The organism is Leptothoe spongobia TAU-MAC 1115 (assembly GCF_018739885.1).
Taxonomy (GTDB): domain Bacteria; phylum Cyanobacteriota; class Cyanobacteriia; order Phormidesmidales; family Phormidesmidaceae; genus Leptothoe; species Leptothoe spongobia.
The window spans coordinates 40,423-65,927 of record NZ_JADOES010000008.1; the positions used below are offsets into that span (position 1 = coordinate 40,423).

Annotated in this window: 32 protein-coding genes and 1 tRNA gene; 15 read left to right on the top strand and 18 right to left on the bottom strand. The window is 47.1% G+C overall.

The window, feature by feature from the left end; translation table 11 throughout:
- Positions 1-9: 9 nt before the first annotated feature.
- Positions 10-369, bottom strand: a complete 360-nt coding sequence (locus IXB50_RS05880) for a hypothetical protein (RefSeq protein ID WP_215608018.1) — start codon at positions 367-369, stop codon at positions 10-12.
- A gap of 662 nt (positions 370-1,031) precedes the next feature.
- Between IXB50_RS05880 and IXB50_RS05885 the strand changes: the two genes are divergently transcribed.
- Positions 1,032-1,697, top strand: a complete 666-nt coding sequence (locus IXB50_RS05885; protein ID WP_215608019.1) for a hypothetical protein — start codon at positions 1,032-1,034, stop codon at positions 1,695-1,697.
- Between the two features lie 114 nt (positions 1,698-1,811).
- Here the strand turns inward: IXB50_RS05885 and IXB50_RS05890 are convergent.
- The 3 genes from IXB50_RS05890 to IXB50_RS05900 all read right to left on the bottom strand — a co-directional run bounded on the left by IXB50_RS05890 (position 1,812) and on the right by IXB50_RS05900 (position 4,306).
- A tRNA-Cys gene (locus IXB50_RS05890) sits at positions 1,812-1,882 on the bottom strand.
- A 102-nt stretch (positions 1,883-1,984) separates the two neighbouring features.
- Complete coding sequence (locus tag IXB50_RS05895) at positions 1,985-2,863, bottom strand: fructosamine kinase family protein (protein WP_215608020.1); 879 nt, start codon at positions 2,861-2,863, stop codon at positions 1,985-1,987.
- A 141-nt stretch (positions 2,864-3,004) separates the two neighbouring features.
- The gene (locus IXB50_RS05900) at positions 3,005-4,306 is read right to left on the bottom strand and encodes a M16 family metallopeptidase (RefSeq protein WP_215608021.1); all 1,302 of its coding nucleotides are present in this window, start codon (positions 4,304-4,306) and stop codon (positions 3,005-3,007) included.
- 102 nt (positions 4,307-4,408) lie between these two features.
- Between IXB50_RS05900 and IXB50_RS05905 the strand changes: the two genes are divergently transcribed.
- Together IXB50_RS05905 and IXB50_RS05910 are read left to right on the top strand one after the other, a co-directional pair.
- Positions 4,409-5,107 (top strand): lysozyme, encoded by a 699-nt coding sequence (locus IXB50_RS05905; protein WP_215608022.1) that lies wholly within the window; start codon positions 4,409-4,411, stop codon positions 5,105-5,107.
- A gap of 125 nt (positions 5,108-5,232) precedes the next feature.
- Positions 5,233-6,123: a carbohydrate ABC transporter permease gene (locus IXB50_RS05910; protein ID WP_215608023.1), complete on the top strand. Its 891-nt coding sequence runs from the start codon at positions 5,233-5,235 to the stop codon at positions 6,121-6,123.
- A gap of 68 nt (positions 6,124-6,191) precedes the next feature.
- Here IXB50_RS05910 and IXB50_RS05915 read toward each other — a convergent pair whose 3' ends face one another.
- The 5 genes from IXB50_RS05915 to IXB50_RS05935 all read right to left on the bottom strand — a co-directional run bounded on the left by IXB50_RS05915 (position 6,192) and on the right by IXB50_RS05935 (position 9,788).
- Positions 6,192-6,542: a BON domain-containing protein gene (locus tag IXB50_RS05915; RefSeq protein WP_215608024.1), complete on the bottom strand. Its 351-nt coding sequence runs from the start codon at positions 6,540-6,542 to the stop codon at positions 6,192-6,194.
- A 232-nt stretch (positions 6,543-6,774) separates the two neighbouring features.
- Entirely contained in the window at positions 6,775-7,251 is a 477-nt protein-coding gene (ispF, locus tag IXB50_RS05920) for a 2-C-methyl-D-erythritol 2,4-cyclodiphosphate synthase (protein ID WP_215608025.1), read from the bottom strand.
- 49 nt (positions 7,252-7,300) lie between these two features.
- Positions 7,301-8,008, bottom strand: a complete 708-nt coding sequence (trmD, locus tag IXB50_RS05925) for a tRNA (guanosine(37)-N1)-methyltransferase TrmD (protein ID WP_215608026.1) — start codon at positions 8,006-8,008, stop codon at positions 7,301-7,303.
- A 3-nt stretch (positions 8,009-8,011) separates the two neighbouring features.
- A complete protein-coding gene (locus IXB50_RS05930) occupies positions 8,012-9,046 on the bottom strand; it encodes a tetratricopeptide repeat protein (RefSeq protein ID WP_215608027.1) in 1,035 nt (344 codons plus the stop codon).
- A gap of 34 nt (positions 9,047-9,080) precedes the next feature.
- Positions 9,081-9,788: an RNA polymerase sigma factor gene (locus tag IXB50_RS05935; protein WP_215608028.1), complete on the bottom strand. Its 708-nt coding sequence runs from the start codon at positions 9,786-9,788 to the stop codon at positions 9,081-9,083.
- A gap of 300 nt (positions 9,789-10,088) precedes the next feature.
- On the opposite strand from IXB50_RS05935, the gene IXB50_RS05940 reads away from it, so the two are divergent.
- The 3 genes from IXB50_RS05940 to IXB50_RS05950 all read left to right on the top strand — a co-directional run bounded on the left by IXB50_RS05940 (position 10,089) and on the right by IXB50_RS05950 (position 12,129).
- Positions 10,089-10,667, top strand: coding sequence for a VOC family protein (locus IXB50_RS05940; protein WP_215608029.1), 579 nt, complete (start codon positions 10,089-10,091; stop codon positions 10,665-10,667).
- Between the two features lie 236 nt (positions 10,668-10,903).
- Positions 10,904-11,362 (top strand): cupin domain-containing protein, encoded by a 459-nt coding sequence (locus tag IXB50_RS05945; protein ID WP_215608030.1) that lies wholly within the window; start codon positions 10,904-10,906, stop codon positions 11,360-11,362.
- 32 nt (positions 11,363-11,394) lie between these two features.
- Positions 11,395-12,129 carry a hypothetical protein gene (locus IXB50_RS05950; protein WP_215608031.1) on the top strand — a complete coding sequence of 245 codons (735 nt, stop codon included), beginning with the start codon at positions 11,395-11,397 and terminating at the stop codon, positions 12,127-12,129.
- 134 nt (positions 12,130-12,263) lie between these two features.
- Here the strand turns inward: IXB50_RS05950 and IXB50_RS05955 are convergent, their stop codons facing one another.
- Together IXB50_RS05955 and IXB50_RS05960 are read right to left on the bottom strand one after the other, a co-directional pair.
- A complete protein-coding gene (locus IXB50_RS05955; RefSeq protein ID WP_215608032.1) occupies positions 12,264-12,797 on the bottom strand; it encodes a hypothetical protein in 534 nt (177 codons plus the stop codon).
- A gap of 142 nt (positions 12,798-12,939) precedes the next feature.
- Positions 12,940-13,884, bottom strand: coding sequence for a glycosyltransferase family 9 protein (locus IXB50_RS05960; RefSeq protein ID WP_215608033.1), 945 nt, complete (start codon positions 13,882-13,884; stop codon positions 12,940-12,942).
- A 264-nt stretch (positions 13,885-14,148) separates the two neighbouring features.
- Here IXB50_RS05960 and ispD point away from each other — a divergent pair, with 264 nt between their 5' ends.
- Entirely contained in the window at positions 14,149-14,829 is a 681-nt protein-coding gene (gene ispD, locus IXB50_RS05965; RefSeq protein ID WP_215608034.1) for a 2-C-methyl-D-erythritol 4-phosphate cytidylyltransferase, read from the top strand.
- Between the two features lie 44 nt (positions 14,830-14,873).
- On the opposite strand, the gene psb30 is transcribed toward ispD, so the two are convergent.
- Positions 14,874-15,011 (bottom strand): photosystem II reaction center protein Ycf12/Psb30, encoded by a 138-nt coding sequence (psb30, locus tag IXB50_RS05970; RefSeq protein ID WP_215608035.1) that lies wholly within the window; start codon positions 15,009-15,011, stop codon positions 14,874-14,876.
- Positions 15,012-15,206: 195 nt separating this feature from the next.
- On the opposite strand from psb30, the gene IXB50_RS05975 reads away from it, so the two are divergent.
- The 3 genes from IXB50_RS05975 to IXB50_RS05985 all read left to right on the top strand — a co-directional run bounded on the left by IXB50_RS05975 (position 15,207) and on the right by IXB50_RS05985 (position 16,420).
- Entirely contained in the window at positions 15,207-15,569 is a 363-nt protein-coding gene (locus IXB50_RS05975; RefSeq protein ID WP_215608036.1) for a YkgJ family cysteine cluster protein, read from the top strand.
- A gap of 150 nt (positions 15,570-15,719) precedes the next feature.
- Positions 15,720-16,094, top strand: coding sequence for a TMEM165/GDT1 family protein (locus tag IXB50_RS05980; RefSeq protein ID WP_215608037.1), 375 nt, complete (start codon positions 15,720-15,722; stop codon positions 16,092-16,094).
- Between the two features lie 41 nt (positions 16,095-16,135).
- Positions 16,136-16,420 (top strand): TMEM165/GDT1 family protein, encoded by a 285-nt coding sequence (locus IXB50_RS05985; RefSeq protein ID WP_215608038.1) that lies wholly within the window; start codon positions 16,136-16,138, stop codon positions 16,418-16,420.
- Here IXB50_RS05985 and IXB50_RS05990 read toward each other — a convergent pair.
- Complete coding sequence (locus IXB50_RS05990; RefSeq protein ID WP_215608039.1) at positions 16,417-16,965, bottom strand: DUF4149 domain-containing protein; 549 nt, start codon at positions 16,963-16,965, stop codon at positions 16,417-16,419. The genes IXB50_RS05985 and IXB50_RS05990 overlap by 4 nt on opposite strands.
- Before the next feature lie 176 nt (positions 16,966-17,141).
- Complete coding sequence (locus IXB50_RS05995; RefSeq protein ID WP_215608040.1) at positions 17,142-18,476, bottom strand: glycosyltransferase; 1,335 nt, start codon at positions 18,474-18,476, stop codon at positions 17,142-17,144.
- A 288-nt stretch (positions 18,477-18,764) separates the two neighbouring features.
- Here IXB50_RS05995 and ebsA point away from each other — a divergent pair, with 288 nt between their 5' ends.
- The 5 genes from ebsA (at position 18,765) to IXB50_RS06020 (ending at position 22,028) form a co-directional block, all read left to right on the top strand.
- The gene (gene ebsA / locus IXB50_RS06000; RefSeq protein WP_215608041.1) at positions 18,765-19,136 is read left to right on the top strand and encodes a type IV pilus biogenesis protein EbsA; all 372 of its coding nucleotides are present in this window, start codon (positions 18,765-18,767) and stop codon (positions 19,134-19,136) included.
- A gap of 230 nt (positions 19,137-19,366) precedes the next feature.
- Positions 19,367-20,452, top strand: coding sequence for a phosphotransacetylase family protein (locus IXB50_RS06005; RefSeq protein ID WP_215608042.1), 1,086 nt, complete (start codon positions 19,367-19,369; stop codon positions 20,450-20,452).
- A 91-nt stretch (positions 20,453-20,543) separates the two neighbouring features.
- Complete coding sequence (locus tag IXB50_RS06010; protein ID WP_215608043.1) at positions 20,544-21,059, top strand: DNA recombination-mediator protein A; 516 nt, start codon at positions 20,544-20,546, stop codon at positions 21,057-21,059.
- A gap of 4 nt (positions 21,060-21,063) precedes the next feature.
- Positions 21,064-21,501: an MAPEG family protein gene (locus IXB50_RS06015; protein WP_215608044.1), complete on the top strand. Its 438-nt coding sequence runs from the start codon at positions 21,064-21,066 to the stop codon at positions 21,499-21,501.
- 35 nt (positions 21,502-21,536) lie between these two features.
- Entirely contained in the window at positions 21,537-22,028 is a 492-nt protein-coding gene (locus IXB50_RS06020; RefSeq protein ID WP_215608045.1) for a YajQ family cyclic di-GMP-binding protein, read from the top strand.
- A gap of 38 nt (positions 22,029-22,066) precedes the next feature.
- On the opposite strand, the gene IXB50_RS22015 is transcribed toward IXB50_RS06020, so the two are convergent.
- From IXB50_RS22015 to IXB50_RS06040, 4 genes are all read right to left on the bottom strand, one after another.
- On the bottom strand, positions 22,067-22,549 hold the full coding sequence (locus tag IXB50_RS22015; RefSeq protein ID WP_326520732.1) for a GNAT family N-acetyltransferase: 483 nt from the start codon (positions 22,547-22,549) through the stop codon (positions 22,067-22,069).
- Entirely contained in the window at positions 22,542-22,718 is a 177-nt protein-coding gene (locus tag IXB50_RS06030) for a hypothetical protein (protein ID WP_215608047.1), read from the bottom strand. The genes IXB50_RS22015 and IXB50_RS06030 overlap by 8 nt, the downstream gene beginning before the upstream one ends.
- Before the next feature lie 116 nt (positions 22,719-22,834).
- Positions 22,835-24,625 carry a sodium:solute symporter family protein gene (locus IXB50_RS06035; RefSeq protein WP_215608048.1) on the bottom strand — a complete coding sequence of 597 codons (1,791 nt, stop codon included), beginning with the start codon at positions 24,623-24,625 and terminating at the stop codon, positions 22,835-22,837.
- A 111-nt stretch (positions 24,626-24,736) separates the two neighbouring features.
- Positions 24,737-25,495 (bottom strand): HEAT repeat domain-containing protein, encoded by a 759-nt coding sequence (locus tag IXB50_RS06040; RefSeq protein WP_215608049.1) that lies wholly within the window; start codon positions 25,493-25,495, stop codon positions 24,737-24,739.
- Positions 25,496-25,505: the final 10 nt, after the last annotated feature.

Sequence of the window (25,505 nt, forward strand, 5' to 3'; positions counted from 1 at the left end):
TACAACTATCTAGTGACGAAAAGCAAGCAGTTGTTCTTCCAATGCCGCAATGCGGTTATAGGCAGCCGTCAACTGAGCTGTCAAACGCTGTACCTGTATTTCAGGGGATAGCGCCTGATTCCCAGTCAACTGATCAAGACCAAAATGAGGCTCATCATTCAAAATATCCTTATGGTCAAACGCCTCTTCCAAACCATTAGCCACGACTCTATCAGGAGGACTAACCCCAAACTTAGGTCGCCCACCATCACTACTTGTATCTTGACGCACTAACAGATCAGATACTTTGCAATCTATTTGCTCTAGGAGCTGATGCAGAGTATCTACCCGATTTGATAAGTGCGCTACTTTTTCTGTACCAATATCCATGAGCTAGCGAATCCTCAAATAACCTCTACATCCTAAGAACGCCCACCCTACTAAGAGGCCTTATTACTTATTGATTTAACCTTTTGTTGTCAAGATTGAAATCATAAAGAGATGGAATAAAAATAGTAGACTTTAATCTATTATTCTTTATAAAATCCTCAAGGTTTGAGCTGAGGCTCATAAAAACAAGAAAAATTCAATAAAACCGTGACATACTGTAGCGACTAAGGTATGGTTTCATCTTTTCTCGAAAATGACTAACTCTATGGAACATTACAGTCTATTTAGACCATAAAATCTTGATAGCAATCACTTTTTCTTGGAAACATAGGGTATACTACCGAATGCCATCATGTCCATCAGGACGTACATTTTCATGCTTAGGGTGTTAAAAGTCCTGATGCGGTTCAATACAGTGGAAAAATCTATCTTTAGCTATAAAGATGCCACTTTAATCCCGTGCGGTAGTATAAGTAGACTTTGACACCTGAGGTTAAACAATTCCATAGGTCTCAGGTGCCCCCAGGGTGACGATTGAATACAAAGCCAACCAGTAAATAGTATGTAGTAATCTCTGACAGATGCCGCAGGTCGTGACAGATAGCCATAGTCGTAGTGAACTGTTGGGAGCAGTTAATTAATTAATGTCACCCAAATCGTCAATGACCGATACCACTGCGTTCGTGGCTGGGTGTGCCACGACGGGCGTAGCTGTGTTGGTATTGCTACTGGCACGAGTCGGGTTTCAAACGTCGTCTTCTCCCAAGACACAGCCTAGTGCAGCCACCTTAGAGTCTGTTGTCCCTGTACCGCAATCTCCCATCCAAACCATTGATGATGGCATCAATGAAGATATCAGGCAGGACCTTGACCGTCAGCGTGAGCTGACCGCAAAGTTAGAAAATCAGCTAGTGCAACAAGAGATGCTGGCTCGCAACCTGGAAAACCAGCTGAAGCAGCAGCAAGAAGAAACGCGCGCTGTGCTTTCTCAACTGAGGGAGTATCAACGTTCGGTTGATACCCTATCCTTACAAAACGGCCAACTGGTTGCGCAACAATCCGATCAAGTCGCCTCCAATAGTGTTCAAACAACACTCTTATGGATCGGGGGAGGTTTACTGTTAGTGATGATCCTGGGCGGTGGCGCAATTCTTCTATGTATGGTTTTAGTCTCTGGACGTCGACGTGAAGAGCGCACTGTGCCGGTGGTATATCCCTTCCAGATGCCTGTACCTCCTAGTGGCTATCGATACTATGAGCAAGAATTTCTACCCCCTCCACCGGTACGACAGAAGCGAGCTAACGCAACTTATTACGATATTGATTAGGCTAAGTTTGCGTTCTTAACGTTGAATGATATATTCGCCTAGCTACACACAAGCTAATCTTGCAGGCTTTTCTCTAAGAGAAAAGCCCAGAACTTAGAACCTAAAGTCCTTAAAAGGCGGCACCCAGATTCGAACTGGGGATAAAGGATTTGCAATCCTCTGCCTTACCACTTGGCCATGCCGCCGAATTGCAGAATTTCAATATATCAAATTCTCGGCGTGTTCTAACTCGGATTCGCCGCTAAATATATTTTTCTGTGATTACAAGAAAAATAACCTGGCAAAAATCATCTCACTTTTACCAATAGCTGTTGAATCATGCGATTGGCTTGGGACTCATATCCACCACCGAACAGGTTGAAGTGATTAAGAATGTGGTAAAGGTTGTACAAAATCTTGCGGGTCGCATAGCCTTCTGACAATGGATAAGCTGCTTCGTAGGCGCTATAAAAGTCGGTTGGAAAGCTGCCAAAGAGCTCTGTCATGGCTAGATCGACTTCGCGATCGCCATAGTAGGTAGCCGGATCAAAAATAACGGGTTCCCCTACCGTTGTAATGGATGCATTTCCAGACCAAAGATCCCCATGTACCAGGGATGGCATAGGATCATGCTCCGACAGCAGCTCCGGTAATGCATCCATTAGGGCCTGTTGTTGCGGAAAGGAACCGCCTCTCCGTTTAGCCAAGCGAAATTGATAGCCCAACCGCTGATCTCGCCAAAAGGCATACCAACTTTCCTGCCAATCATTAGGCTGATGGGTCTCCCCAATCGTATTAGCACGATGCCAACCAAAACCCAGATCACTGGACGTGCGATGCATCGCTGCTAAATCGCGTCCCATGGCAGCCCAGGCATGCCCTCTACCGCCGAAATCTAACCACTCCATAACAATGTAGGAGTTTGCTCCTGACAGCCCTGTACAGACTGGCAATGGCACTCGAATCGTTTGACTACTATGTATTTCTTGTAGACCAGCCAACTCCGCCTCAAACATAGCTAACTTGCTAGCCTGGTTGAGCTTTACGAAAAACGTCATCTGTCCATCACTCAAACCATAAGCTTGATTGATGCATCCGCCTCCCACAGAGCGCGTCTGTTTGCCGCGAAACGCTTGTCCAGTAACCTGACTGATTTGAGCAGTAACATCACTCCAAATATCAGCCATCCCCTTCACCCCAAAACACAACACCAATACATCTACCAAAGTCTAAGACTAAGGCAGATAAACCCGGAGTAGCAAATAACTAATCTCTGGCACTAACAACGCCACGCATGGCCATTACTACTTCGCCATGACCTCTCTGCTTCAGTTCGTTTCAGGCTGTAGCCTCAACACGCCGTACGCATCAATCGGTAGATAGCGTTGGGCAGCAGTTTGAATCATTTCAGCATCAACCGTCTTAATCGATGCTGGATAATTTAGAGCATTCTCGATATCACCGGTCATGGCGTGATAGTAGCCATACATGCTGGCCCGGTCGCTGGAGGTCTCATTACCGAAGACATAACGGTTAGCCACTTGAGTCCTGACTCGACTGAGTTCAGCCTCGCTGACAGGCTGCTCGTGAAGATATTGCACATGCTCTAATACAGCAGCCTCCACAGCCTCTAACTGCTCAATCGCTAAATTAGCCGAAATGTAAAAGACGCCTTGCTCACCATAGGTAATATTGCTGGTAGAAATACTATTCACCAGGGAACGAGTTTCGCGCAGATCTTGAACGAGACGAGCTGTGCGTCCCTGGCCTAAAATCGATGCCGCTACATCTAAAGCATAGGTTTCAGACAGCTGCCTTAGCCCTGGAACACGCCAGCTGATCACCAACCGTGCTTGCTGTAAAGTGGCATCAGTATAGTCAGCTCGGGCAATAGACTCAAATGGAGCTTCGGGAATGCTGATCGGTAAGCCTTCTAAGGGTTCCTTAATACTTTCTTGATGGCGATAAGTTAGGGCCTGGTCAAAGCTCTGCTCCACAGTGGCAATCAGCTGATCAACTGGTAAATCGCCAACCACAACAGCCGTCATATTTTGCGGTTGATACCAGCGACGATGAAAGTCACGCATCTGCCCTGCAGACAGACGTTCAATCACTGAGGTAGGACCTAAAACAGTGCGTCGATAGGGTAGTTGCTCAAAATTTAAGGCCATCGAATGCTGGAATACTCGTCGCCGTGGGTTATCTTCGGAACGGCGAATTTCTTCCAAAATGACAGGTCGTTCTCGCTCAAAGTCACTATCTTGAAGTTTGGCATTGAGTAAGAGCTCTACTTGCAACGGTGCCAACGTAGCAAAATCCTTGGGAGCTGTCGTGATGTAGTAATGAGTATAGTCTTGGCTAGTGGCTGCATTGGTAATCGCACCACGCTCTTCGATCAAGCGCTCAAACTCACCGCACTGAAGCTGTGGGGTGCCCTTAAAGATCATGTGCTCTAGAAAATGAGCCATGCCGTTAATTGCATCGGACTCTACCCGAGATCCTACCCGTAGCCAGATGTTAAGGTTGACAGCAGCTGTAGGCATCTGCTCAGCAATTATCGTTAGACCATTTGCTAAGCGTTTTACAACGGGTTGGTTAGTAATTTTGGAGGATGCTGATGTAGCAACCATGGGCAAACTAAAATTTCGTTATCATTCTATTTCTTATTCTAGTCATCTAGATACAGTAAAGTCTGGGTAAAAGCAACTAAGAGCAAGACGAGAGAGATATTTATGGGTACTTGGATTAAGGAAACAGATAAGGCTATCTATTTGATGCAGGGCGGATACTACATCTCCAAAATTTCTAAGTATCCTTCTAAATCAAACCCGAACGAGAAAGTGCTCAATATCAGTGGCATGAAATCGTGGTTTAGTCGAGGTGATTCTCCTCGAGGAATGACGGTTTCTCAGAGTGGGCCAGAGCCTAAGCCGATTCCACGGCAGGCAACAACACCGTCTAACAATCAACCGTCTAGCTCATCACGCCAGACAAACGCCAGCGGTGTCAGTTTGATTAAGTCATTTGAAGGACTGCGGCTGAAAGCTTATCAGGATGCTGTTGGTGTCTGGACCATTGGTTACGGTACTACGCGGGGAGTCAGGCCAGGTCAAGAGATTAGCGAGGCTCAAGCCGAAGCGCTCCTGAAGACCGATCTCAATCGTTTTGAAAATGCGATCAACCAGGCAGTACGAGTGTCGATTAATGACAATCAGTTTGCGGCCTTGGTGTCATTTACTTACAACGTAGGTGCTGGAGCCCTGCGAAGCTCTACGCTGCTACGCAAACTCAATCGTCGCGATATCTATGGTGCAGCCAACGAATTTCCACGCTGGAATAGGGCAGGTGGCAGGGTCTTAGCTGGTTTGACACGTCGTCGTAATGCAGAGCGAGCATTATTTTTAGGGCAGGATTACCGACGCTTTCTATAGGTGCGTAATCCTCCAGCAGCCAAGCAAAATAAGCTGCCAGACACAGGGCATCAGGGAATTTCAATACGGGTGTTTCATCCCGTATGCTGGGAGGGGCTGATCAACATGAGAATTCCCCTCCCTAGATGAAACGTGCATTCCCTCGGTGGCTTATTCCCTATACCTTTCTGGCACCGGCTTTGGTGGTGTTGGGGATGACAGTGTTTTGGCCAGCACTACAGGCCTTTTACTTGAGCTTTACGGAATATGGCTATGACATTACCCAACCGCCTGTGTGGGTAGGATGGTCAAATTTTGTACGTCTATGGCAGGACAATACCTTTTGGCAAACATTGGGTAATACGCTGATTTATTTGATTGGTGTTGTACCAATACTTGCGATCGCACCCCTGATTTTAGCGATCCTGGTCAACCAACAACTCAAAGGAATAACCTGGTTTCGGGTGGCCTACTATACCCCAGTAGTGATTTCGATGGTAGTCGCAGGCATTGCTTGGCGATGGCTATATGCTGAAACTGGTTTACTCAATCAGCTGCTGACCAGTTTAACAGGGCAAGATATCCGCATTCCCTGGCTAACCAGCCCTAATTTAGCGCTATTTAGCGTCATGGCCGTCACCATCTGGAAAGGCCTCGGCTATTACATGGTGATTTATTTAGCAGGCTTGCAAGGCATTCCAGAAGACCTTTACGAAGCCGCTGCCATTGACGGTTCTGATAACTGGAAAAAACATTGGGATATTACCCTACCGTTAATGAGGCCCTACATGTTTCTTGTGGCTGTCATTTCAGCCATATCTGCCACAAAGGTATTTGAAGAAATCTACATCATGACTCAAGGAGGACCACGAAGTAGCTCTAAAACCGTGGTCTATTACGTTTATGAACAAGCATTTGTAGATCTAGAGATGAGCTATGCCTGCACCATTGGACTGGTACTTTTTATTATTATTTTGGCGCTGTCTCTAATCAGACTGCGGCTCTCCTCAGATCAAGTAACGGAAACAATCACTTAAAAATCCCTAAGAATACCTACAAGCTAGTCAAAGCTCTAGACTTCAATTGCAGCGAAAAGCTCACACGGCTAGCAGGCCTCAAGCAGCCGTACACCGTAGGTTTCAACCTCATCAACACCATCCACGGAAAGCGCCAAAGTCACGATCTCACGCAACTGATACGGGGACCCCAGCTGTCCACTCAACACCACAACCCGCCCACGCTGACGGATCTTTAACCGCCTCAATTCGCCATCCACATTCTTGTTGAGACATTGAAATACACGCTTAGACAAGCCATGGTAATCATATTCTCCATACAGCCCCATACGCTCTGGAGGAATAGAAGAAAACCACCTACATCGGCTTAATCCGTCACTAGCCAACTGATGGGGAGAATAAACTCCTTTAAGAGGAATTGAAATGGTAGAACCATCCATAACATCACCTCGACACCCTGCTTCAATAAATAATTAGCGCTTTCTATGCCTAGGCAATCATCCAGGATCACCTAGGCGCAGAAAAAATAGATGCATTGTTGCGTAAGAGACGGATGGTGGCATAGGCTGTGAAGCCTCAACCACCATCCGGAAGAATATTCATAAATTCTAAAAAATTTTTGGGAACAATTATGTATTGTTCAAAACTTTTTAACATACAAAATTTATACGGCTATTGTGTCAGCAATACCACCGCATAAGCAGAAATGCCTTCCTCGCGACCGGTTGGACCTAATTTCTCATTGGTGGTCGCTTTGATACCTATTTGATCCATGGCCACAGATAAGCGCTCAGATAACCGATTCCTCATGGTCTCAATGTGAGGTTTAAGTTTCGGTCGTTCCGCCACTAAAACGGTATCCAAATTTCCAATCGACCATCCCTGGGCCTTGATCATCTGATGCACTTGGTCCAATAGCTCTAAACTATCCGCTCCTTTCCACTGGTCATCAGAAGGCGGGAAGTAATGACCAATGTCGCCCAAACTCAAGGCTCCTAACATGGCATCCATGATGGCATGGGTAAGCACATCGGCATCGCTATGACCGATTAGTCCTAGGTTATGGGGAATAGTAACCCCCCCTAAAATCAGGGGTCGGTCAGGCCCTAAACGGTGGATGTCGTAGCCATTACCAATGCGAATACTCACAAGACACTCCTTGGATCAATTTAATACTTGCGGGGAAGGGCATTTTCCCTCACGCATCTTGATTTTCCCATCCATGCTGCTGCCAACGCTCAAAAAGATCCGGACGACGCTCCCGAGTGCGATCGATCTGTTGCTGCCGACGCCATTGATCGATCGCAGCATGGTTACCTGAGCGCAGCACCTCTGGCACAGGCCATCCTCGAAACTCAGCCGGTCTTGTGTAGTGGGGATAATCCAGTAGACCAGCCTCAAAGCTGTCATAGTGCAATGAATCTCGTTTAGCTACAGTGCCTGGCAACAAGCGGATTACACCGTTCATTAAAGCCAATGCTGGAATCTCACCACACGTCAGCACAAAGTCTCCCAACGATACTTCCCGAGTAGCAACCTCAAGAATACGCTCATCAACACCTTCATAATGGCCACAGATAATCACTAGCTGATCCACGTCAGTTGACCATTGCCAAAACAGGGGTTGAGCCATGGGCTCACCTTGGGGGGTCATCAGGATAACTTCACGACGAGGCTCTTGGGGTAAGCTTTCCAGGGCTGCCACAATAGGCTCGACTTTCATCACCATGCCCACACCACCGCCATAGGGCTCATCGTCGACTTTATGATGCTTATCAGTGGTGAAATCCCGAGGATTTGTAATATGAACTTGGGCAATATCCCGCTTGAGGGCTCTACCAATGAGTCCCGACTGTAGCGGTGACGAAAAAAAGTCAGGAAATAAACTGATCAAGTCAAACCGCATTAATCATTCAGTCTCTAGACGACCCTCAAAACTTAGAAGCCGATTAAACAGTTCTACTTCAAGATTGGTTTGCTCTAGGACAAGGGCTAGCTCATAGGCTTGCTGATATTGATCCCTTGCCAGGGAAAGTTCTCCCATCGCCTCATAAAATTCGCCCAAACGCTTAAAGGTAATCAAACGCCCCCAATCGTTGTCGGTATTGAGGGTAAGGGCTATACGTTCATCGAGATAGTAACGCACCTGCTCCCAGTCGTTGCGCTGACGATAGACATCAGTCAAACCATCAATAGCATGGAGCTGAGCAGTCACATCTCCAGTATCTCGACCATAGCTCAAAGCGAGTCGATAGGCACCGATCGCCTGGCTCTGTTGACCTTGGGCAAAGTAGGCATCCCCAAGGTTGTTACTCGTATTAGCACGACCTTCTAGATTACCGGCACGGATACGATAATTACCGGCAACTTCGTAATAGTCAATGGCGGCGGCATAGTCCTCTTGAATAGAGGCTAATAAGCCTAGATTACTCAGTGATAGACCAATACCTTCAGCATCCTCAATGCTATAAGCGATATTTAAGGCTTCTTCGTAGGCTTGGGTGGCCGAGGAGATCGCCCCTTGCTGCAGTCGTAATGTGCCTAACGCATTCCAAGCAAAAATTTGGGTACTGAAACTTTGATTGTCGCGTGCGATCGCAAGTTGACGACGAACGGCTGTTTCCGCCTGGTTATAGTCCCCTTGCTCGGCATAGGCACTGGCAATATCGCCATAGATCCGCTCCATTGAAGCGGCATCCCCAATTTGGAAATAAATCTCAACGGCCCGATTCCAAGCTCGTAGGGCTGACTCATAGTCACCCTGGTTAGACTGCCGATCACCTAGACGCAAAAGTTGATCGGCCACATCTCTTTGTTGGCTAATCAATTCACGATTAACCGGCTGTCGAAGCTGGTCATCCAAACTATCCTGGGCATAGGCTGCGGGCATACCGACTAATGCCATCAGCACTAAACCGTAACCAAAGCAAACTGTGCGGTGCACAATCAGGTTTCTCCCTATCTAAAAACTAAAGCGCTCAAGCTTCGGAGGATAGATTTGGCTTGTCTAACTCCAAATCGGACACATCCAATAAATCCGCCAACTCTTCTGCTAAATCTTCTTCGGTAACAGTATCAGTATCCCCAAAGTAAATCGCCTGGATATCACTTGGTAATGCTGAGTTCAACGACTGCTGAGCATCTGCCAATAGCACTGACACAGATTTGGGAGAAATACGCTGCCCCTCTGCCTGTAAATACGCCGCTATTCGAGTATTACTCCAACGAAATGTTTGAGCCATGATAATGACCAAACGATGCAGAGGTTGCAATCGCTCAAGGGCTTGAGTTACATAGCACCACAGTGGTGGAGATGCTTCCTGGAGATTGTAATGAATTTCTTCGACATCAGGCAGTGCCGCTTGATTGATACAAGCCGCCGTTAAGTTCACTAACCAGGCCTGCAACGAAAAATCCACTGGCGGATCAGGGGGTAAGTCCAAGCCACTTAGCTCATAAAGAATATGCCGCCATGTCAGCGTAAACAAATACTCTGACTGCACCATAGAACGGGCCGAATGGCGAATCAATGTATATACCACTGGACTATAGCGACAGAAGAGCGCGGTAAAATACTTGCCTTCGTCAGGATGTTGCTTTAAGTGCTGTACGAGATCGTAGTCGCTGTATTCAAAAAGCGACTTAACAACAGCATGATCACACTCAGGAAAATTAGGAATATCCACAGTACTGCGAACGGAACTCCGCCAATCACCGGCAGCCTGGACAGACCGGCATTAACCAGACTGAGACTACCGTATAAATAGCCATTACTATAACCAGGATCCATCGAATCTTAAAGATTCGGTGGAAAATTTTGGTCTGGCATCAGGTCCTTCTTAAGCTATAGGTAGCCCAATAGACCTGATGGTTAGAGGATCGGTTAACCCGGTATGGCCCCCAAGGCCAGTCGGTTTCACCCTTGATACACTAGATGCAGTCTCACTGTGCTCTGACGCTAGAAGCATCGTTTTTCACAGAAACCTATGAATTTTTGCCTCACTGTTTTTGACTTACCAATAGCTGCTATATGGCAGGGGCTTCCCCTCGATAGCCTTGTTTCCACCCAAGGCATCATGGTATTGCTTTTGGTGGCCTACGCGGGTGCCATGTGGATGTTCTTGACCAGTGCCCCCAAGGTCCATACAGTGATGGTCTCGGATTTGAATATTGCTCAACAGTTTTATGAAGGGATGCTGGGGCTATCCGCAGCCGATATCCCCCTGCACTACTACTATAACTACGAGCAAACCATGGGAACTAGCATGGATCCAATGATGGGAATGGGCAGCATGCCCCACCCGCTAGAATCAGGAGCGGGTATTCCCGAGGGTCTCTGGTATCAATTGAAAAAAAATACCCAGCTACACGTCATTTCAGGAGCTAGCCGAGGGCATCAGAATCGTCAACGACATGTCTGTTTTGACCGAGACTGCCTTGAACTACTATTAATGCAAGTACAGACTCACGGTGTCCGTCATAAAATTCGTCGCGAACGACCTTTGAATTTTTTGGTCAAAGACTATGACGGTGAAGTTATCGAGATGGCGGAAGTTGCTGATTAGGGACTGAAGAGGCGTTCCATGGAACGCCTGTACGTCAAAAAATAGGCTCGAATTAAATCCTCATTCCTAAGTTTTGAGCTGATGAACTCAGATGTCATTAAACTACAGACAAATTTGTTAGCGTCAACCAAGCCAGGGTCAGGGCTCCAACTCATAATTTGCCAATTTTATTTAGGTATCAGTTCAGCAGAAGTGGGCTATTCTTCCAACTAATCTTGTTTGGATAGGTTTGCTCTATGGTTATTGATCTTTCTACAGTACCTGTCAGCCAGGGAACTGGATATCCAGCCCCCTTTAGGACTAAGGTAGCTGGACGTTCTCGTCAGCGTGTCGGGAATGCTGCAGGGCTCACTAATTTTGGTGTTAATTTGACGACGTTGGCTCCAAATGCACAATCTGCACTGCGGCATTGGCACAGTCACCAGGATGAATTTATCTATGTGGTTTCGGGCGAACTGGTACTCGTTACTGATGTTGGAGAAACTCTGCTCAAGCCTGGGATGATGGCCGGATTTCCAGCCAGAGTAGCCGATGGCCATCATCTAATTAATCGGTCCAATGAAATCTCCATCTATCTAGAAATTGGAGACCGAACACCAGGGGATCGCGCTGAATACCCCGATGATGATTTACTGGCCTTACCTAAAGCCGAAGGAGGATATTATTTCACCCAACGTAACGGCCAGGCCTATTAAGGATGTTGTATGCGATGACATTCGACCAGAAAATGACAATATTTACCTCATGGGCCATTCCCCACAAGACCCGTCTGAACGGGTTAATGGGAGGTCTAATGATTACCCTGGTAAGCTGCCAGACCCCACCACCCATTAATGATGAGGACCTAGCCGCGCCAGCAACACCTACAGCCCCTACTGAACGCTTGTCAGTGCCAAACGGAGGCGTATCAGACAATGGACCACCGCCACCACCAGCCAACTCCTACCTAGCTCAGCTACCACCCGACGCGACCAATCAGCTTGTCAGTTTAGCTATCAACATTGCTATTCCCACCTACTTACCTGCAGATATGACCTTAGCCAATTACGGCATTGGTGAAACAGCCACCGGTCGTCCTTACTATTGGCTGGTATACCGAGACAACCAAGATCGCTGTTTTGCCATTGAATATTCCGCCACTGGCATCGGCGATATTTCTTTAGAAAATAAAGAGCCCTTAGACCATGCTCTATTTGGTAAGGACTATAGTCTGTACCATGGCAAATTTCCGAATGGGGGTGCCGGAGAATTACCAGAAAGCGATCTATTTACCGATTGGCTAGAGGGAGACGATGGGTTCTACCGATTAGTGGGGGCTGGGTTGGTTAATACTCACGACTATGGTCAAAGTAACTGCAGCAACATTTCGGTCAAAGAGGCTATTGCTGTGACCGAATCCTTAAGCTATTTACCCACTGATATCAGAACATTAGATCTGGTTCCTACCAAACCAGATCCATAGCATCAGCACAATGAAGCAACCCCATTCAAATAGTGTTCAAATATTAAAAATTAAAAAAGCCCCGCTCTACAAACAGGGCTTTTTAGACGATTAAGACCTTGACATAGCCTGAAAAGCCTTGCCAACTATATCCCCTAAGATTTTTCAGCGACAGAGCTATCTACAGATGCTTTGAAATCAGATGTAGTTTTTGTGACCACCGTCTTAGCTTCCTTAGCAACAGCAGTAACCTTGTCGGCAGTCATGGTTTCAGTAGTCTGAGTAACTGTTTTAGCAATCGGCTGAGTCTTAGGCGCTTCAGTTGTGGCAGGACGATCAACTTTATCCAAACCTAATTGCTCACGCGCTTTGTCTAACAAAAAATAGGCTCCATTTTGGCTAACATCTAGTAAAGCCTTACCCGTGGCAGCAGCTGTCTGAGCGCCATCCTGAGGATCTACTGTCTGTTGCTTCTGCCACCATTTCCGTGCATTACGTCCAGAATTAATGGCGGTATCACTAAACCAAGCACCAAAGACAAACACAGAACAAATTAACAACCAAGCGAGTAACGCGACTTCTTTAATAATTTTTCCCGTCAAGGCAAGAACATTCTTATAAGCATCTGCCGTCTTGGGATCAAATAGGAGCTGAGACACCACAGCAGCCTGAGACTTAACGCGATCCATGGTTTTACCTCATCTAAAACTTAGTGAAAAACTGGATGAAATTATTGAGACCAACATCATGGGGCAGAGTTATACTACCGAACGAAAGCTGGTCCCCCCTGAGACATCGTATATAGTCTTAAGCTTTTACTTAAACAATGGCCTAGCCACCCCAAACTTTTTGCAATATATCCCCTGGTTTGATGTCAGCAAGTTTATCAGTCGCTGACTGTATACCCAGAGCGCGGCTTTCTCCATCAGCAGGAGGCAACGCTCTACTTAATTTTGTCTGCAGTACCAGGGTAAATACCTGAAGTGCCATGGCCACCTGACTCACATAGCTATCAGGACTAATCACTAAGTCAGCTCCTGCTAAAATCGCAGCAATCTGTCCAAGGTTAGTAGCTTCAACGGTCTTAAGACTGCGTTGACGACCAATTGAAGCTACGACATCTTCGCTATCAACCGTCTCCAGTACAACGATAGGTAACTGGGGCTGCTTGTCTTGAAAATCATCAATAATGGTCATCCAACTAGCCGTCGGATAACCATCTGCCTGGGCACTCAGACCAGGATACATAACGACATACCCACTACCTGACATCCCCAGGGACTTACGTTGATCATCAGCCCAGCTAATATCACCTGCTGGCACATTTAACTTAATAGGTGCAGGGTTTGAGGGTAATTTCAATCCTTGCAATAGTGCTTGGTATTGACTAACTGGGTACTGCTGGGCATCAGCAGTTACTCTATGGGTGTATAACCAGGGAGCCTTGGAACTGCTGTAACCAATACGTGCAGGGATACCGCTGAGCCAGAGCAACACAGCCTCCTCCCACCGATCGCTAGCACACAGAACGACTTCGAATTCATGATCGCGAATAATACCGAGTAAATTAGCCCAGTCAGCCGGACTATTGTGTCCCCGATAATTAAAGGGAATAAGCTCACTGACGGCCTTAGATACCCGATAAGCTGACTGAGACGAAGGTTCTACAACTACCGCAATTTCAGCATTAGGGTAGGTTTCTTGAATGGTCGTTAATGTTGGAAAAAACTGAAGCTGATCGCTGATTCCACCAGGGACTAAAGCCAGGACGCGCATGGGCTTTGGATAATACTTCGCTACTCATTCTAGAGGAAGCTGGCAATCCTAAGACTGCCGAAAGGTCACTAAACAGCGAAATCATCAAATTTTTCGTTACTGAGTAACGCAATGTTATCGATCCGCAGCGACTCTGACTGACCAGAACTTCTTTAAATTAAATCTTCTCTAGAGCTTGACGACCTCTCAAAATCATCATTTGGTTAAGGTTTTTGAGAGTATGTAAGGGACCGATTCAACGTTGCAGAAATTTGCGGAGACAGTATGCACCTACTCATACCGGCAGCAGGCGTTGGCAAACGCATGAGAGCCGATGGCAACAAGTTACTTTTGTCACTGCTCGATCATTCCATTATGGGCTGGACACTCAAAGCTGCAGTTGCTGCTAGCACAATTGAATGGATCGGCATCATCTGCCAATCCATAGATGAGCCGGTATTTCAAGAAATCGTAATGAAGTTAAAGATCAAAAAACCTGTGGCGTTTATCCGTGGAGGGGATACCCGACAGGAATCGGTCAAGAATGGCCTACAAGCACTACCTATCGATGCTGAATACGTTTTAATCCACGATGGGGCTCGCTGCTTGGCCACACCAAAACTGTTTGAGCGCTGTAGTGATGCCTTTAATCATTGCCAAGGTTTTATCGCTGCCGTACCCGTGAAAGACACGATTAAGCAGGTAGATAACTCCGGCATTATTAAAGCCACACCAGATCGCTCCCATCTCTGGGCAGCTCAAACCCCCCAGGGGTTTAATGTCACTTTACTCAAAGAAGCTCACGAAAAAGGACAGACCCATGGTTGGTCGGTGACTGATGATGCGGCTTTATTTGAAAAATGTGGATTGGATGTTCACATTGTCGAAGGCGAAGAAACCAATTTAAAGGTTACGACTCCTGTCGATCTTGCGATCGCAGAATGTATATTGCGCCAGCGACTTTAACATCAAGAAGCCCGGTATCTGAGATACCGGGCTTCTTGATGTACTTAAAGATCGCCGCCCCGTGCCACTAGCAAAAACACGATTGCTGGACCGGAAATAACCACCATTGCTAGAACAGTGAGCTGAGCTATTACCAGAAAATTAATATTGCCGAGAAAATCTAGGAAACCCAGAAGAGCCATTGAACCTCCGATAACCAAATAACCGTGACCTTTGCGCACTCAAGCGCATCGCTATTTTACCTGGTTCGATCCCATCGTTTTTAAGAAAGTTTACAAAATTCCAAAAACTTTGATAACAAAGTTGGCCTCTATCCCGAGGTCTCAGCCCTTTATTCTGGTATCAACCACATCTCCATCTGACCAAGGACGAAGAATATGACCACATGGCAATGTGTTAATACCTGTGGAGCCTGCTGCAACCTCACTCCAGCCGATCGGCCGGAATTAGCAGACTATCTCACTCCAGAACAGTTAGACATCTATATGGGACTGGTGGGGTCAGATGGCTGGTGCATCAACTACGATGCCGAACAGCGCCTATGCAAGATTTATGATCAGCGACCTAGCTTTTGCCGTGTCCAAGCAGACACTTTTTCACAAATGTTTGGCATCACCGAGGATGAGGTCAATGATTTTGCCATCGACTGCTGTCAGGAACAAATCAGCGGCGTCTATGGCCCCACAAGTGATGAACTAGAAAGGTTTAGCACAGCCGTTGGTTTAGAAAACCAACAGTAATCTTGAGTTTTGAGCTCTTAGTTTTAACCTATTTGCACAGGGATAAACCTGCGACCAAGGGACGTTTTAACGTCGGATAATTCCAAACTTCAAGCCCAAAACGCTCCAGACCTTGCTCTTCCAATCTTCCTGGCAGATAATGAAAGAAATATGAAAGATCTTTCTGTGACGTCCTCCACATCTGCCCCCCCTCCGGAAGCAAAGTCATCTACAAACAAATTGCCTGAAGTTGCATCGTCAAAGGCAACGTTTTGGGGAGTTTTTGTGTCGACATTTATTACTATTTTTCTGGCTGAATTGGGAGATAAAACCCAGGTAGCCACCCTGTTGATCAGTGCAGAATCCCATAAACCCCTAACCGTATTTGTAGGGGCTGCTCTAGCCTTAATCTCCACTAGTCTTGTAGGGGTGCTAGTGGGACAATGGCTAGCCCGTCGGGTCTCCCCAGATATCTTAGACACTCTGGCCGGGATCCTGTTGTTAATTATTTCTGTCGGCTTAGTAGCTGATGTTATTGGTCTTTAGTGTGTAAGCGCCCCAATTAGAAATTGACTGGAAAGCAATCTATGCTCTTTGATTGGAATCTGCTCAGCGTTAGCTTTATCACCGTCTTCTTGTCAGAACTAGGGGACAAAAGCCAGCTGGCAGCAATTGCGTTGGGAGGGAGTTCTTCATCCCCCAAAGCTGTATTCTTGGGCACTGCTAGCGCCCTAGTATTAGCTAGTTTTTTAGGCGTTCTGCTGGGAGAAGGGACAGCGCAAATCCTCCCAGAGCAACTAGTTAAGGGCGTTGCTGCAATCGGATTTGCGCTGTTGGCAATGCGACTTTTATGGCCTGATACCGAAATTTAGTTTTGACGACTAAACTGGGCTGCAATATCGCTGTAGCACAAGCGTAGCAAGAATCCTAGAGTTAGCACCTTAGCCGCCTCTAGCAACCAATAGGCTCCATGCATCCAATCCATAGAACTAGGGACAATGTGAATAATCCCTGGCATATCAAGGACGATGCCGATAGATCCCATATAGGGAGTCAGCACATAGGTATAGGTCAACGCTATCGCCACCAGACTACCGGCCAAAAATAAGGCCCAGCGGCTGCGACTGCCACTCACCTCAACTGAGCAATCAGCATGAGCTTGGCGCATGGCCAACACACCGGTCAAAATGAGACCGGACAATAGCATTTCCACATGGTTAAAGAGCTCAAATAAGCTATAACCAGCACTCGCAAAACCCGGTGCTGTCATCATGCCACTCATATAAAGCATGGGCATGACCACAAAATCGAGAATCAAACTGCCTCCTAGCCAAAAGACAGCCAAAAAGAGAACGGCGCTATCCCAAGCAAACTGCCGTGGAGACAGCTTGGGAAACGACAATGCGAAGTTTGTCATAAATCAGACCAAATTATAGATGGGTATGTCCCAACGCTAGCCGATATAGACAGTAGAAAACATGACAAATCGTTGCGATATGGGCATTGCAACGATTTCTTTAGACTCCTAAGGAGAGTCTTTAGATGTGTAAATTTAAAGATCGTGTAATCAAAGTTTTGTAGAGTTATGCCCTACTAAGCACTAGCGGCTTCCCCATCATGAATCGTCTTGACCCATTTCAGCCGCTTTGGTCGCACCGCCATACGGGTGGTGGCAAAAGCCATAACCACAATCCAGTGGGTCATATAAACAGTCCCTTTGATCGCTTTGACCATAGCCAACAGTAGTGATGTTTTTTGTGTCCGACAAATGCCCATGGTCATGCCCCAGTAAGACATCCCAATCGCAAATGTAGTCAAAGGCGCAAACACAGGAGGCTGACGTAGCGCGATCGCAATTAGTAAATCCGGCAATGCCACCATCGGCAACATATACTGCAAAATCCAGTACATCAACATATCAATGGATTTGTTCCAACCCAATCGATTACGAATCAGCAGCCGCCAGTAATCTAGATAGCGCTGATACCCACCCTCAGCCCAGCGATTCCGCTGATGCCACAGAGCTACACCACTGGTAACGCCCTCTTCCCCAACGGTAGGAGAAGCCAGAAAACCAATATTCCATTGGTTCAGATGAAGCTGTACCGTGAGGTCTAAATCATCGGTGATGGTCATTTCATTCCAACCACCACACTGAGCAATCGCTGCACGGCGCACAAACTGACCATTACCTCGAAGCTCTCCAATCCCACAGCGAGCAGACCTTTGCTCCTGGTAATAGCGATCTAACGCCATTTCTGCCGCCTGCCCTTGGGTCCAAAAATTCGTCTCACTATTGACGATGGACTTACGCACCTGAATGGCTCCAGTCCGTTCATTCTCAAATAATGGCACCACATGCTGAAGTAAGTTCGCAGGGACTTGAGCATCGGCATCAAACACGGCCAAAATATCCCCCGTTGCCCTAGGCCAAGCCAAATTGAGTGCACCGGACTTGCCCCCCGTTGCCTCTGGGCCACGATGTAAAACTTTCAACTTGGGAAAACTCTGGGCCAGTCGATCTAGAATTCGGCCAGTATCATCGTCACTGTTATCGTTGATAATCCAAAGCTCATAGCAATCTTCGGGATAGTCCAAATTGCAAAGCGAAGCGACTAAATTCGAAATGACTGTCGCTTCATTTTTAGCTGCAACTAATAAAGAAACTTTGGGACAACTGGTATGGTCTAACGCAGATGGAATCGTTGCTTTATTAGGACTAACGGCATGGGCTGGATTTGCGATCGCAATTCTAACGATGTACATCGCTATCGGCACAGTGACCGTCCAAACAACTAAGAAGCCCCAAGTTGACCAGTGCAACACCAACGTTAACCCCCACAAAAAAACTAAAGCGGCTAACGCTTTGAGGCGACGTCCTTCCGAAAGATCATCTAGTGAAACATCCGATATCATGTCAATCGCCATAGGTTTCGTATGATTTGGGCATAGGGTTACAGATTAGTAATATCTTATTAAAATCTGTTACATCACATCATCTTTCGACAGATATTCCCTGTAATCCACTGCTCTAGAGGTGCACAGAGCCAAGGATTCTATGGGTACACTATTGCTCGGTAAAACACATTGACAGCATCTTGATCCCTGCTGGTAACATCATGCCTAAAAGCAGTTCAGGACCTAGGTCTAGAAAGCCCTTGACGTCTGTGTTTACATAAGTTCACCATGTCTTAAGAGACTCCACTGCTCAACCCTATGCCTATAGACATTCAGCCCGCTCCCAAACAAGATGTCGGCGTTTACATGCCCTACTACCAAGGCAATAAACGTAAAGCACTCCCCTATGCCATTGGCCTATATAAACGTGGCAATCTTGAAGGCGAGCGCCGCATTGAAGGCGGTGAGAGCATTGCTTTTTTAGCCACATGGAATGTTTCGATGCTACCGGCCGACTTGACTCAATGTCGGATGCAGTTCGATGGTGATGCTGATCTCACCTACGAAATCACCATGGCCACATTTGAATTTGTAGATTTCTTGATCGATGTGGTTACCGCTATGCGACTAAAACGGTCTCCCGATTTTTCCAAAACCTTTTATCGAAAACTCCTCAGGGTCGACGAGTAACTAAACCGTGACATTAGATTCGGCACATCGGCTTGAGGGAATACATTGCACGACAGTCACAAAGCCTCAAGATGGTAACGCTTACGCTTGAAATAGCATGCAAGGTTACGACGCAGTGATCCCTACAAGCCCAATCAAAAGCTTCGTCAAAAGTTAACCTTTTTGCAAAATGCTAACAACTCTCCATGGCACAATAAACGGTAGCCCTATTGGTAGTTAGGAGTGATAGTGTGCCCAATCCATCAAAGCACCTGCTGATTGGCTCAACAGAGCCATACAGTGGTAAGTCGGCCACCATAACAGGTCTGGCCTTGCAGCTTCAGGATCGCGGTATTGATATCGCCTACGCCAAACCTGTTGGCACTTGTCCCAGTGACGAAGCCGGTATTGATGAGGATGTCCGCTTCATTTCTAAAATCTTAAAATTACCTCCATCACGCCTAAGACCAACGCTTCTATCACTAGATGCTCAAACAATTGCGCAACAGCTAACTGACGAAAATGCTGCTATTGACCCACAGCAAATGGCCACCTACCTGGGAGGTCAGGGGGAAGACTTATTACTGATCGAGGGAACAGGTAACCTCGAAGAGGGCACCTTGTTTGGTTTATCGTTACCTCAGCTAGCCAAAATCACTGAAGCTCAGGTTATGTTGGTGGCTAGATTCCACTCGGTGCTCATTGTCGATGGCCTATTGGCAGCTAAGCAAAAACTAGGCGATCGTCTGATGGGGGTATTGATTAACGATGTCCCAGTAGAGCAGTTGCAGGACGTCACTACTAATGTCACAGCCTGTTTGGAGCGCCATGATATCCCCGTGCTAGGGATTTTACCGAGTACACCTCTAATGCGGAGCGTCAGCGTCGGTGAGCTAGTGCAACAGCTCAAGGCTGAGGTGCTTTGCTGCGAAGAACGGATGGATCTGATGGTTGAGAGCCTAAGTATTGGCGCGATGAATGTAAACTCAGCCCTCAAGTATTTTCGACTGGCCGATAACATGGCCGTAATTACCGGTGGTGACCGAGCTGATATCCAACTCGCTGCCTTGGAAACCGCTACTCAGTGTCTGATTTTGACTGGGCACATTGCTCCACGTCCTGACATCATCAGCCGCGCCCAAGATCTAGAAGTCCCTATTTTATCGGTTGATTTGGATACCCTGACCACCGTTGAAATCATTGAAAAGTCATTTCAACAGGTACGTCTCCAAGAACCCATCAAAGTCCAGTGCATTCAGCTGCTGATGGAAAAACACTTCGATGTAGAACGACTAATGACTGAGCTGAATTTGTCCTCTCCTGCAGTGACTGCTTAGGAATAGTTGAGATACAGCAGACTAGGATACGAGCGTAGGGACAAGGGTTTGGTAGAATTGGCCAGTCCCTTCATTCAAACTATATAAACCCTTGAGTCAGTCTCTTGATACTCCCATCGAATCACTTAGGGTAGATGACTTCTTGCAAGAGCTTGCTGCTATTCAGCAGTCGGGCTCAAAGCGTATAGCTATCTTAGGGTCCCGGCATGTACCTATTACTCATCTGCGGTTAATTGAGCTGATGAGTTACGCCTTGGTACTTGGTGGTAATCGTTTACTGACGTCTGGGGCAACAGGGACCAATGCCGCTGCTATCCGTGGAGCGATGAAAGCAGACCCAAACCTGCTAACGGTTATTTTGCCGCAGAGCTTGGATCGCCAGCCCAAAGAGTCCCGAGAGCAATTAGACTCCGTCATCCACCTAGTCGAAAACTCAGCCAATGACAGACTGGAATTAGCAGAGGCCAGCTCCTTGTGCAACCAGGAGATTATCTCGCGATGTCAGCAATTAATTTGCTTTGCTTTCCACGATAGTCATACCCTGCTGCAAACCTGCAAAGATGCGGAAGATCAGCGCAAGATTGTAACGCTGTTTTACTTTGATTAATGCTGTGAACTTACTATTGGCCCCCAACATTTTTTTGTATAGTTTGCCAATTGCGGCGTTCTTAATCTATTTGCCCTATATGTTGGTGGCGGCAGAACGGGTTAAGTTAGCTCAGTCTATGGATAGTCCATTCGAAGTATTCAGTCAGCCTCGTTTTTATACGGATAAATTGCCAGACCATGCCAAACGAGCAAACTGGGCCCATCAAAATTCGTTTGAGTCATTTATTATCTATGCTCCGGCAGCGGTGATTGCTTATATCACAGGTCAGGAAAGTAATGCTGCTCTGATGGCAGTGATAGCTTATCTGATTGCTCGTCTGCTGTTTTCAGTTTTCTATATTTTGAATGTGGCACCGTTGCGATCGCTCATGTTTGGCATCGGTAGCCTCAGTATTTTCAGCCTCTACCTAATGAGCTGCAAAACCATCTGGCTACAATAGCAACTAGTCGATTTACCCCACGATTCATTTCTCCCATGGCTTCTAACTATTCCTTTGATGTCGTCAGCGACTTTGACCGTCAAGAGCTAGTCAATGCACTTGATCAAGTGCGCCGTGAGCTCAAAAGCCGGTATGACCTCAAAGACACCAAAACAACCCTAGATCTGGGTGAAACCAATATTGCCATCGAAACCGCCAGCGAAATGACCCTAGAAGCAGTCCATACGCTGATTCAAACCAAAGCCGCTAAGCGCAACCTGTCGATGAAAATCTTCGACTATGGCAATATCGAAGCCGCCAGCGGAAACCGAATCAGACAAGACATTGAGTTGAAAAAAGGACTCAGTCAAGAAACCGCAAAAAAAATCTCGAAAATGATTCGTGACAACCTGAAAAAGGTACAAGCCTCTATTCAAGGGGAGGCGGTTCGGATTTCTGCAAAGTCTAAGGATGATTTGCAAGCTGCAATCCAGCTAATCAAAGAAGAAGACTGGCCCGTTGCTTTGCAATTTCAGAATTATCGCTAGCATGCAGGATGCTTAGCAAGCCCAGTAGAGAATGCACCTTAAACGTCCAACGTTAGTAATGTAGCCGTGGGCATAAAACCCAAGTCCTCATACAGTTGAATCGCCACCTTGTTTTTGCAAAACACCTGAAGACTCATCTGGGCATAGCCCTGCTCCTGAGCCCAACGTCTTGCATGGTTCATTAACCCACGCCCCAGTCCCTGCCGCCGATAGGCCGGTTCTACATAAACCAAATAAATATAAGCCTGAAGTGCTCCAGTCAGTTGATTGATAGATTGCCCTAACCAAAGACATCCTATGGCACTAGGTTGCCTCGCAGTAAAACCAACCCGTGAGGTACCAGATTTCTCTAACCACCAAAGCATTGATGGGCTTTCAAAATACAACTCAACAGTTTTAGTCAGATGTCCCAATTGAGTAGCCCCTAATTCTCCATAGGCACTTGCCATGGTCGTCACTAATCGCGAACGATCCAGACTAGAGCCCTCAATCAGTTGATATCCCTCGGGCCAGTCAGACACTAAAGCTAGCGAGTAAAAAATTCCCAGCCATAGCAAGATCCTCACCATCAATGGGAGCTGGAGCCATCATGTCGCTGGGTAGCCAAATACGTGCACTGACCGCCACCATAGCCACCAAAAAAACAATCAAAATCAGAAACGGAATCACATAGGAACGAATGATGGACATGGTAAAGCTCTACAAATCAGGATAAATGGAAATTATGTGATGCAGTGGCAACTGTCATTAAGTATCGTAACGTTTCTTAGGCAGTGACACTAAGAGGCAAAACTTCACTGTTAAGACTACAAATCGTCGTCATCTAACCCCGGTCTTGGCACAGGTGATATGGGCTGATAATGGAGTTGGCGTAACCACCACCAGCCGCCCACAGCAATAATCAACGAACACCAGCCCAATAGTGATTTCAGCAGCAAAAAGCCACCTACGGCGAACATTGCGCCAAACAGCAATAGTAATGCTGCTACGACTCTTTGAGACTCTAGACCCAGATTTTGCAAGGGTCTCACTCCTGTACGCTGACGCTGACGCTGCCAACCAGGACCACCGGGGCGTACGCGCCGATAAAAGTTATCCAGGGTCTCATCAGACTCAGGGGGTGTCAGGAGCATAACGATGATCCAAACCGCAGTAGTAATGCCTGCAGTCACTAACAAGCGCAGACCAAAATCAGAAATCTTGACCACCTCTAAAACACTAGTCAGCAGGCCAATGACAAACCCGGTCAACATGGAACTCAGCTCAGCCGCCGCATTAATGCGCCACCAGAACCAGCGCAAAATGAGTACAAGGCCAGGGCCTGTACCAATGGCAATCACCAAACGAAAAACTGTTGCCACATCAGAAGCAAAGAACGCTGCCATTGCTCCGAAAACAGTCACCAGCACCGACGTAAGTCGCCCTACATTTACCAATTCGGACTGGGTGGCATCGGGGTTAATAAATCGACCATAGAGATCATTGGTTAAATATGAGGCACCCCAGTTGATCAGGGTGGACACAGTACTCATAAAGGCCGCAATGAGTGAAGCAACTACCAGCCCCAGCACCACGGGGGGTAAAAAGTTAAGCATCAACTTGGGATAACCTAGTTCACGGTCGGCTAAATCTGGATAGATAGCCACTGCTGCCAGAGCGACGATAATCCAGGGCCAGGTGCGAATCACATAATGCAAAATGTTGAAAAACCAGGCCGCTTTTTCGGCTTCGTTTTCATCTTTGGCAGCCACTAAACGCTGAATAAATTCCCCACCACCATCGCTGCGACGAAACGCCCACCACTGCAAAAAGACATAGGCCATAAAAGCACTGGCGGGAATACCTGCCACTGAACTCCAGCCAATACCGCCGTCAAAGGTAATGGGTAATATGCTCAGAATATCGAACTCAGTATTTGCCTGAGCCTGATTCACCAAATTCTGCATACCGCCCACTTCGTTAATCGAGGCCACTGCTACCACTATTGCCCCAATCAACGCCAGGAAAAACTGAAAAAAGTCCGTGGCCACCACCCCCCACAGTCCGGAGAATCCAGCATAGAACAGCACCAAAATGCTGACTACAATCACACTCCACAGCTTCAGACTGTCGTTGGGTTCAATGCCCACGCTCTGCCACAGTTCCAGAGCATCCACCACCTTGACCATGGCCAACATGGCATAGCCGATGCCGATACAGTTGATGGGTACGGCAAATAGGAAGGCTTTGACACCGCGCAACACAGCAGCCGTTTGACCGCCGTAGCGAATCTCCGTCAGCTCCGCATCGGTCACCACTTCAGACCGTCGCCACAGCCGCGCAAACACATAGATCATCACCACATGGGCAATACCAAAGCTCCACCATTCCCAATTTCCGGCAATACCACGAGAGCCGACAACACCGGCCACATAGAGCGGCGTATCAATGGAAAAGGTGGTAGCGGCCATACTGGTACCGGCTAACCACCAGGGCAGGGAACGCCCGGACACAAAGAAATCAACCAGGCTACCGGAGGCTTTACGCGATAGGTAGACGCCTAGCACCATCGTAAAGATCAGGTAGGCCAATACAATTAGCCAATCAATGAGAAGCATGGGATGCGGGGAATTCTGAAGCAGTCGCCCAAATCATCCCACACGGGGTTGCTATCGCAAAAGATTGTCGCAAAATGTCGCTAATCAACGTTTTAGTCAGGGCTGATGCTGCTAAAAATCTTGATCTTGCTCAATTTCTTCAATAACCTGCAAACCACGGGGGTCACCCAGGTTCAGGATAGAAGCACGGGCATCATCCCGCACACCCAAATCTTCATCGTCGGCAAAAGTCTCGATCAACGCGTCAATAGCTGTGGCATATACCACGTTGTAGGTTAAGTCCTTACACAGTTCACCAATCGACCAGGCACAGTTGCTACGCACAACGGCAATCGGATCATTGCGCATGGTTTTGACCAATGCCGGAATTGCTTTGAGAATGGCTTCAAAGCTGATCTTTCCCATCTGGCCAAGGGCACTGGCTGCCCACAGCCTAACGACGGACATATCGTTCTCGATCGCTTCTACCAAGGGCGTAACAGCCTTCTCATTACGACAATTGCCCAAAGCCCAAACCACCGCTTTTCGCACATAGCCATGGGAATCATTGGTGAGTTGATCAATCAGGGCATCAACGGCTGTTTCGCTAGGGTTACGCCCCAGAGCATAAGCTGCGTTGACGCGTACCAATGGACTTTCGTCATCCAACAGCTCAATGAGCCGAGGTATAGCACGAGGCTCTTGGATTTTATAAAATGCGCGCGCCGCCAACATTCGCTGCTGTAGATTGTCTGACTGCAGCAGCGGCAGCATCTGCTCAGGGTTATATCGAGGAGTATCGTCCTCTAGTGAAATGTCATCTAAAGGATCGATAGGGGCATCTAAACCTATCTCAGTTTCTAAAATCTTAAGAGCATCAATATCGTCCATGGATTGAAAT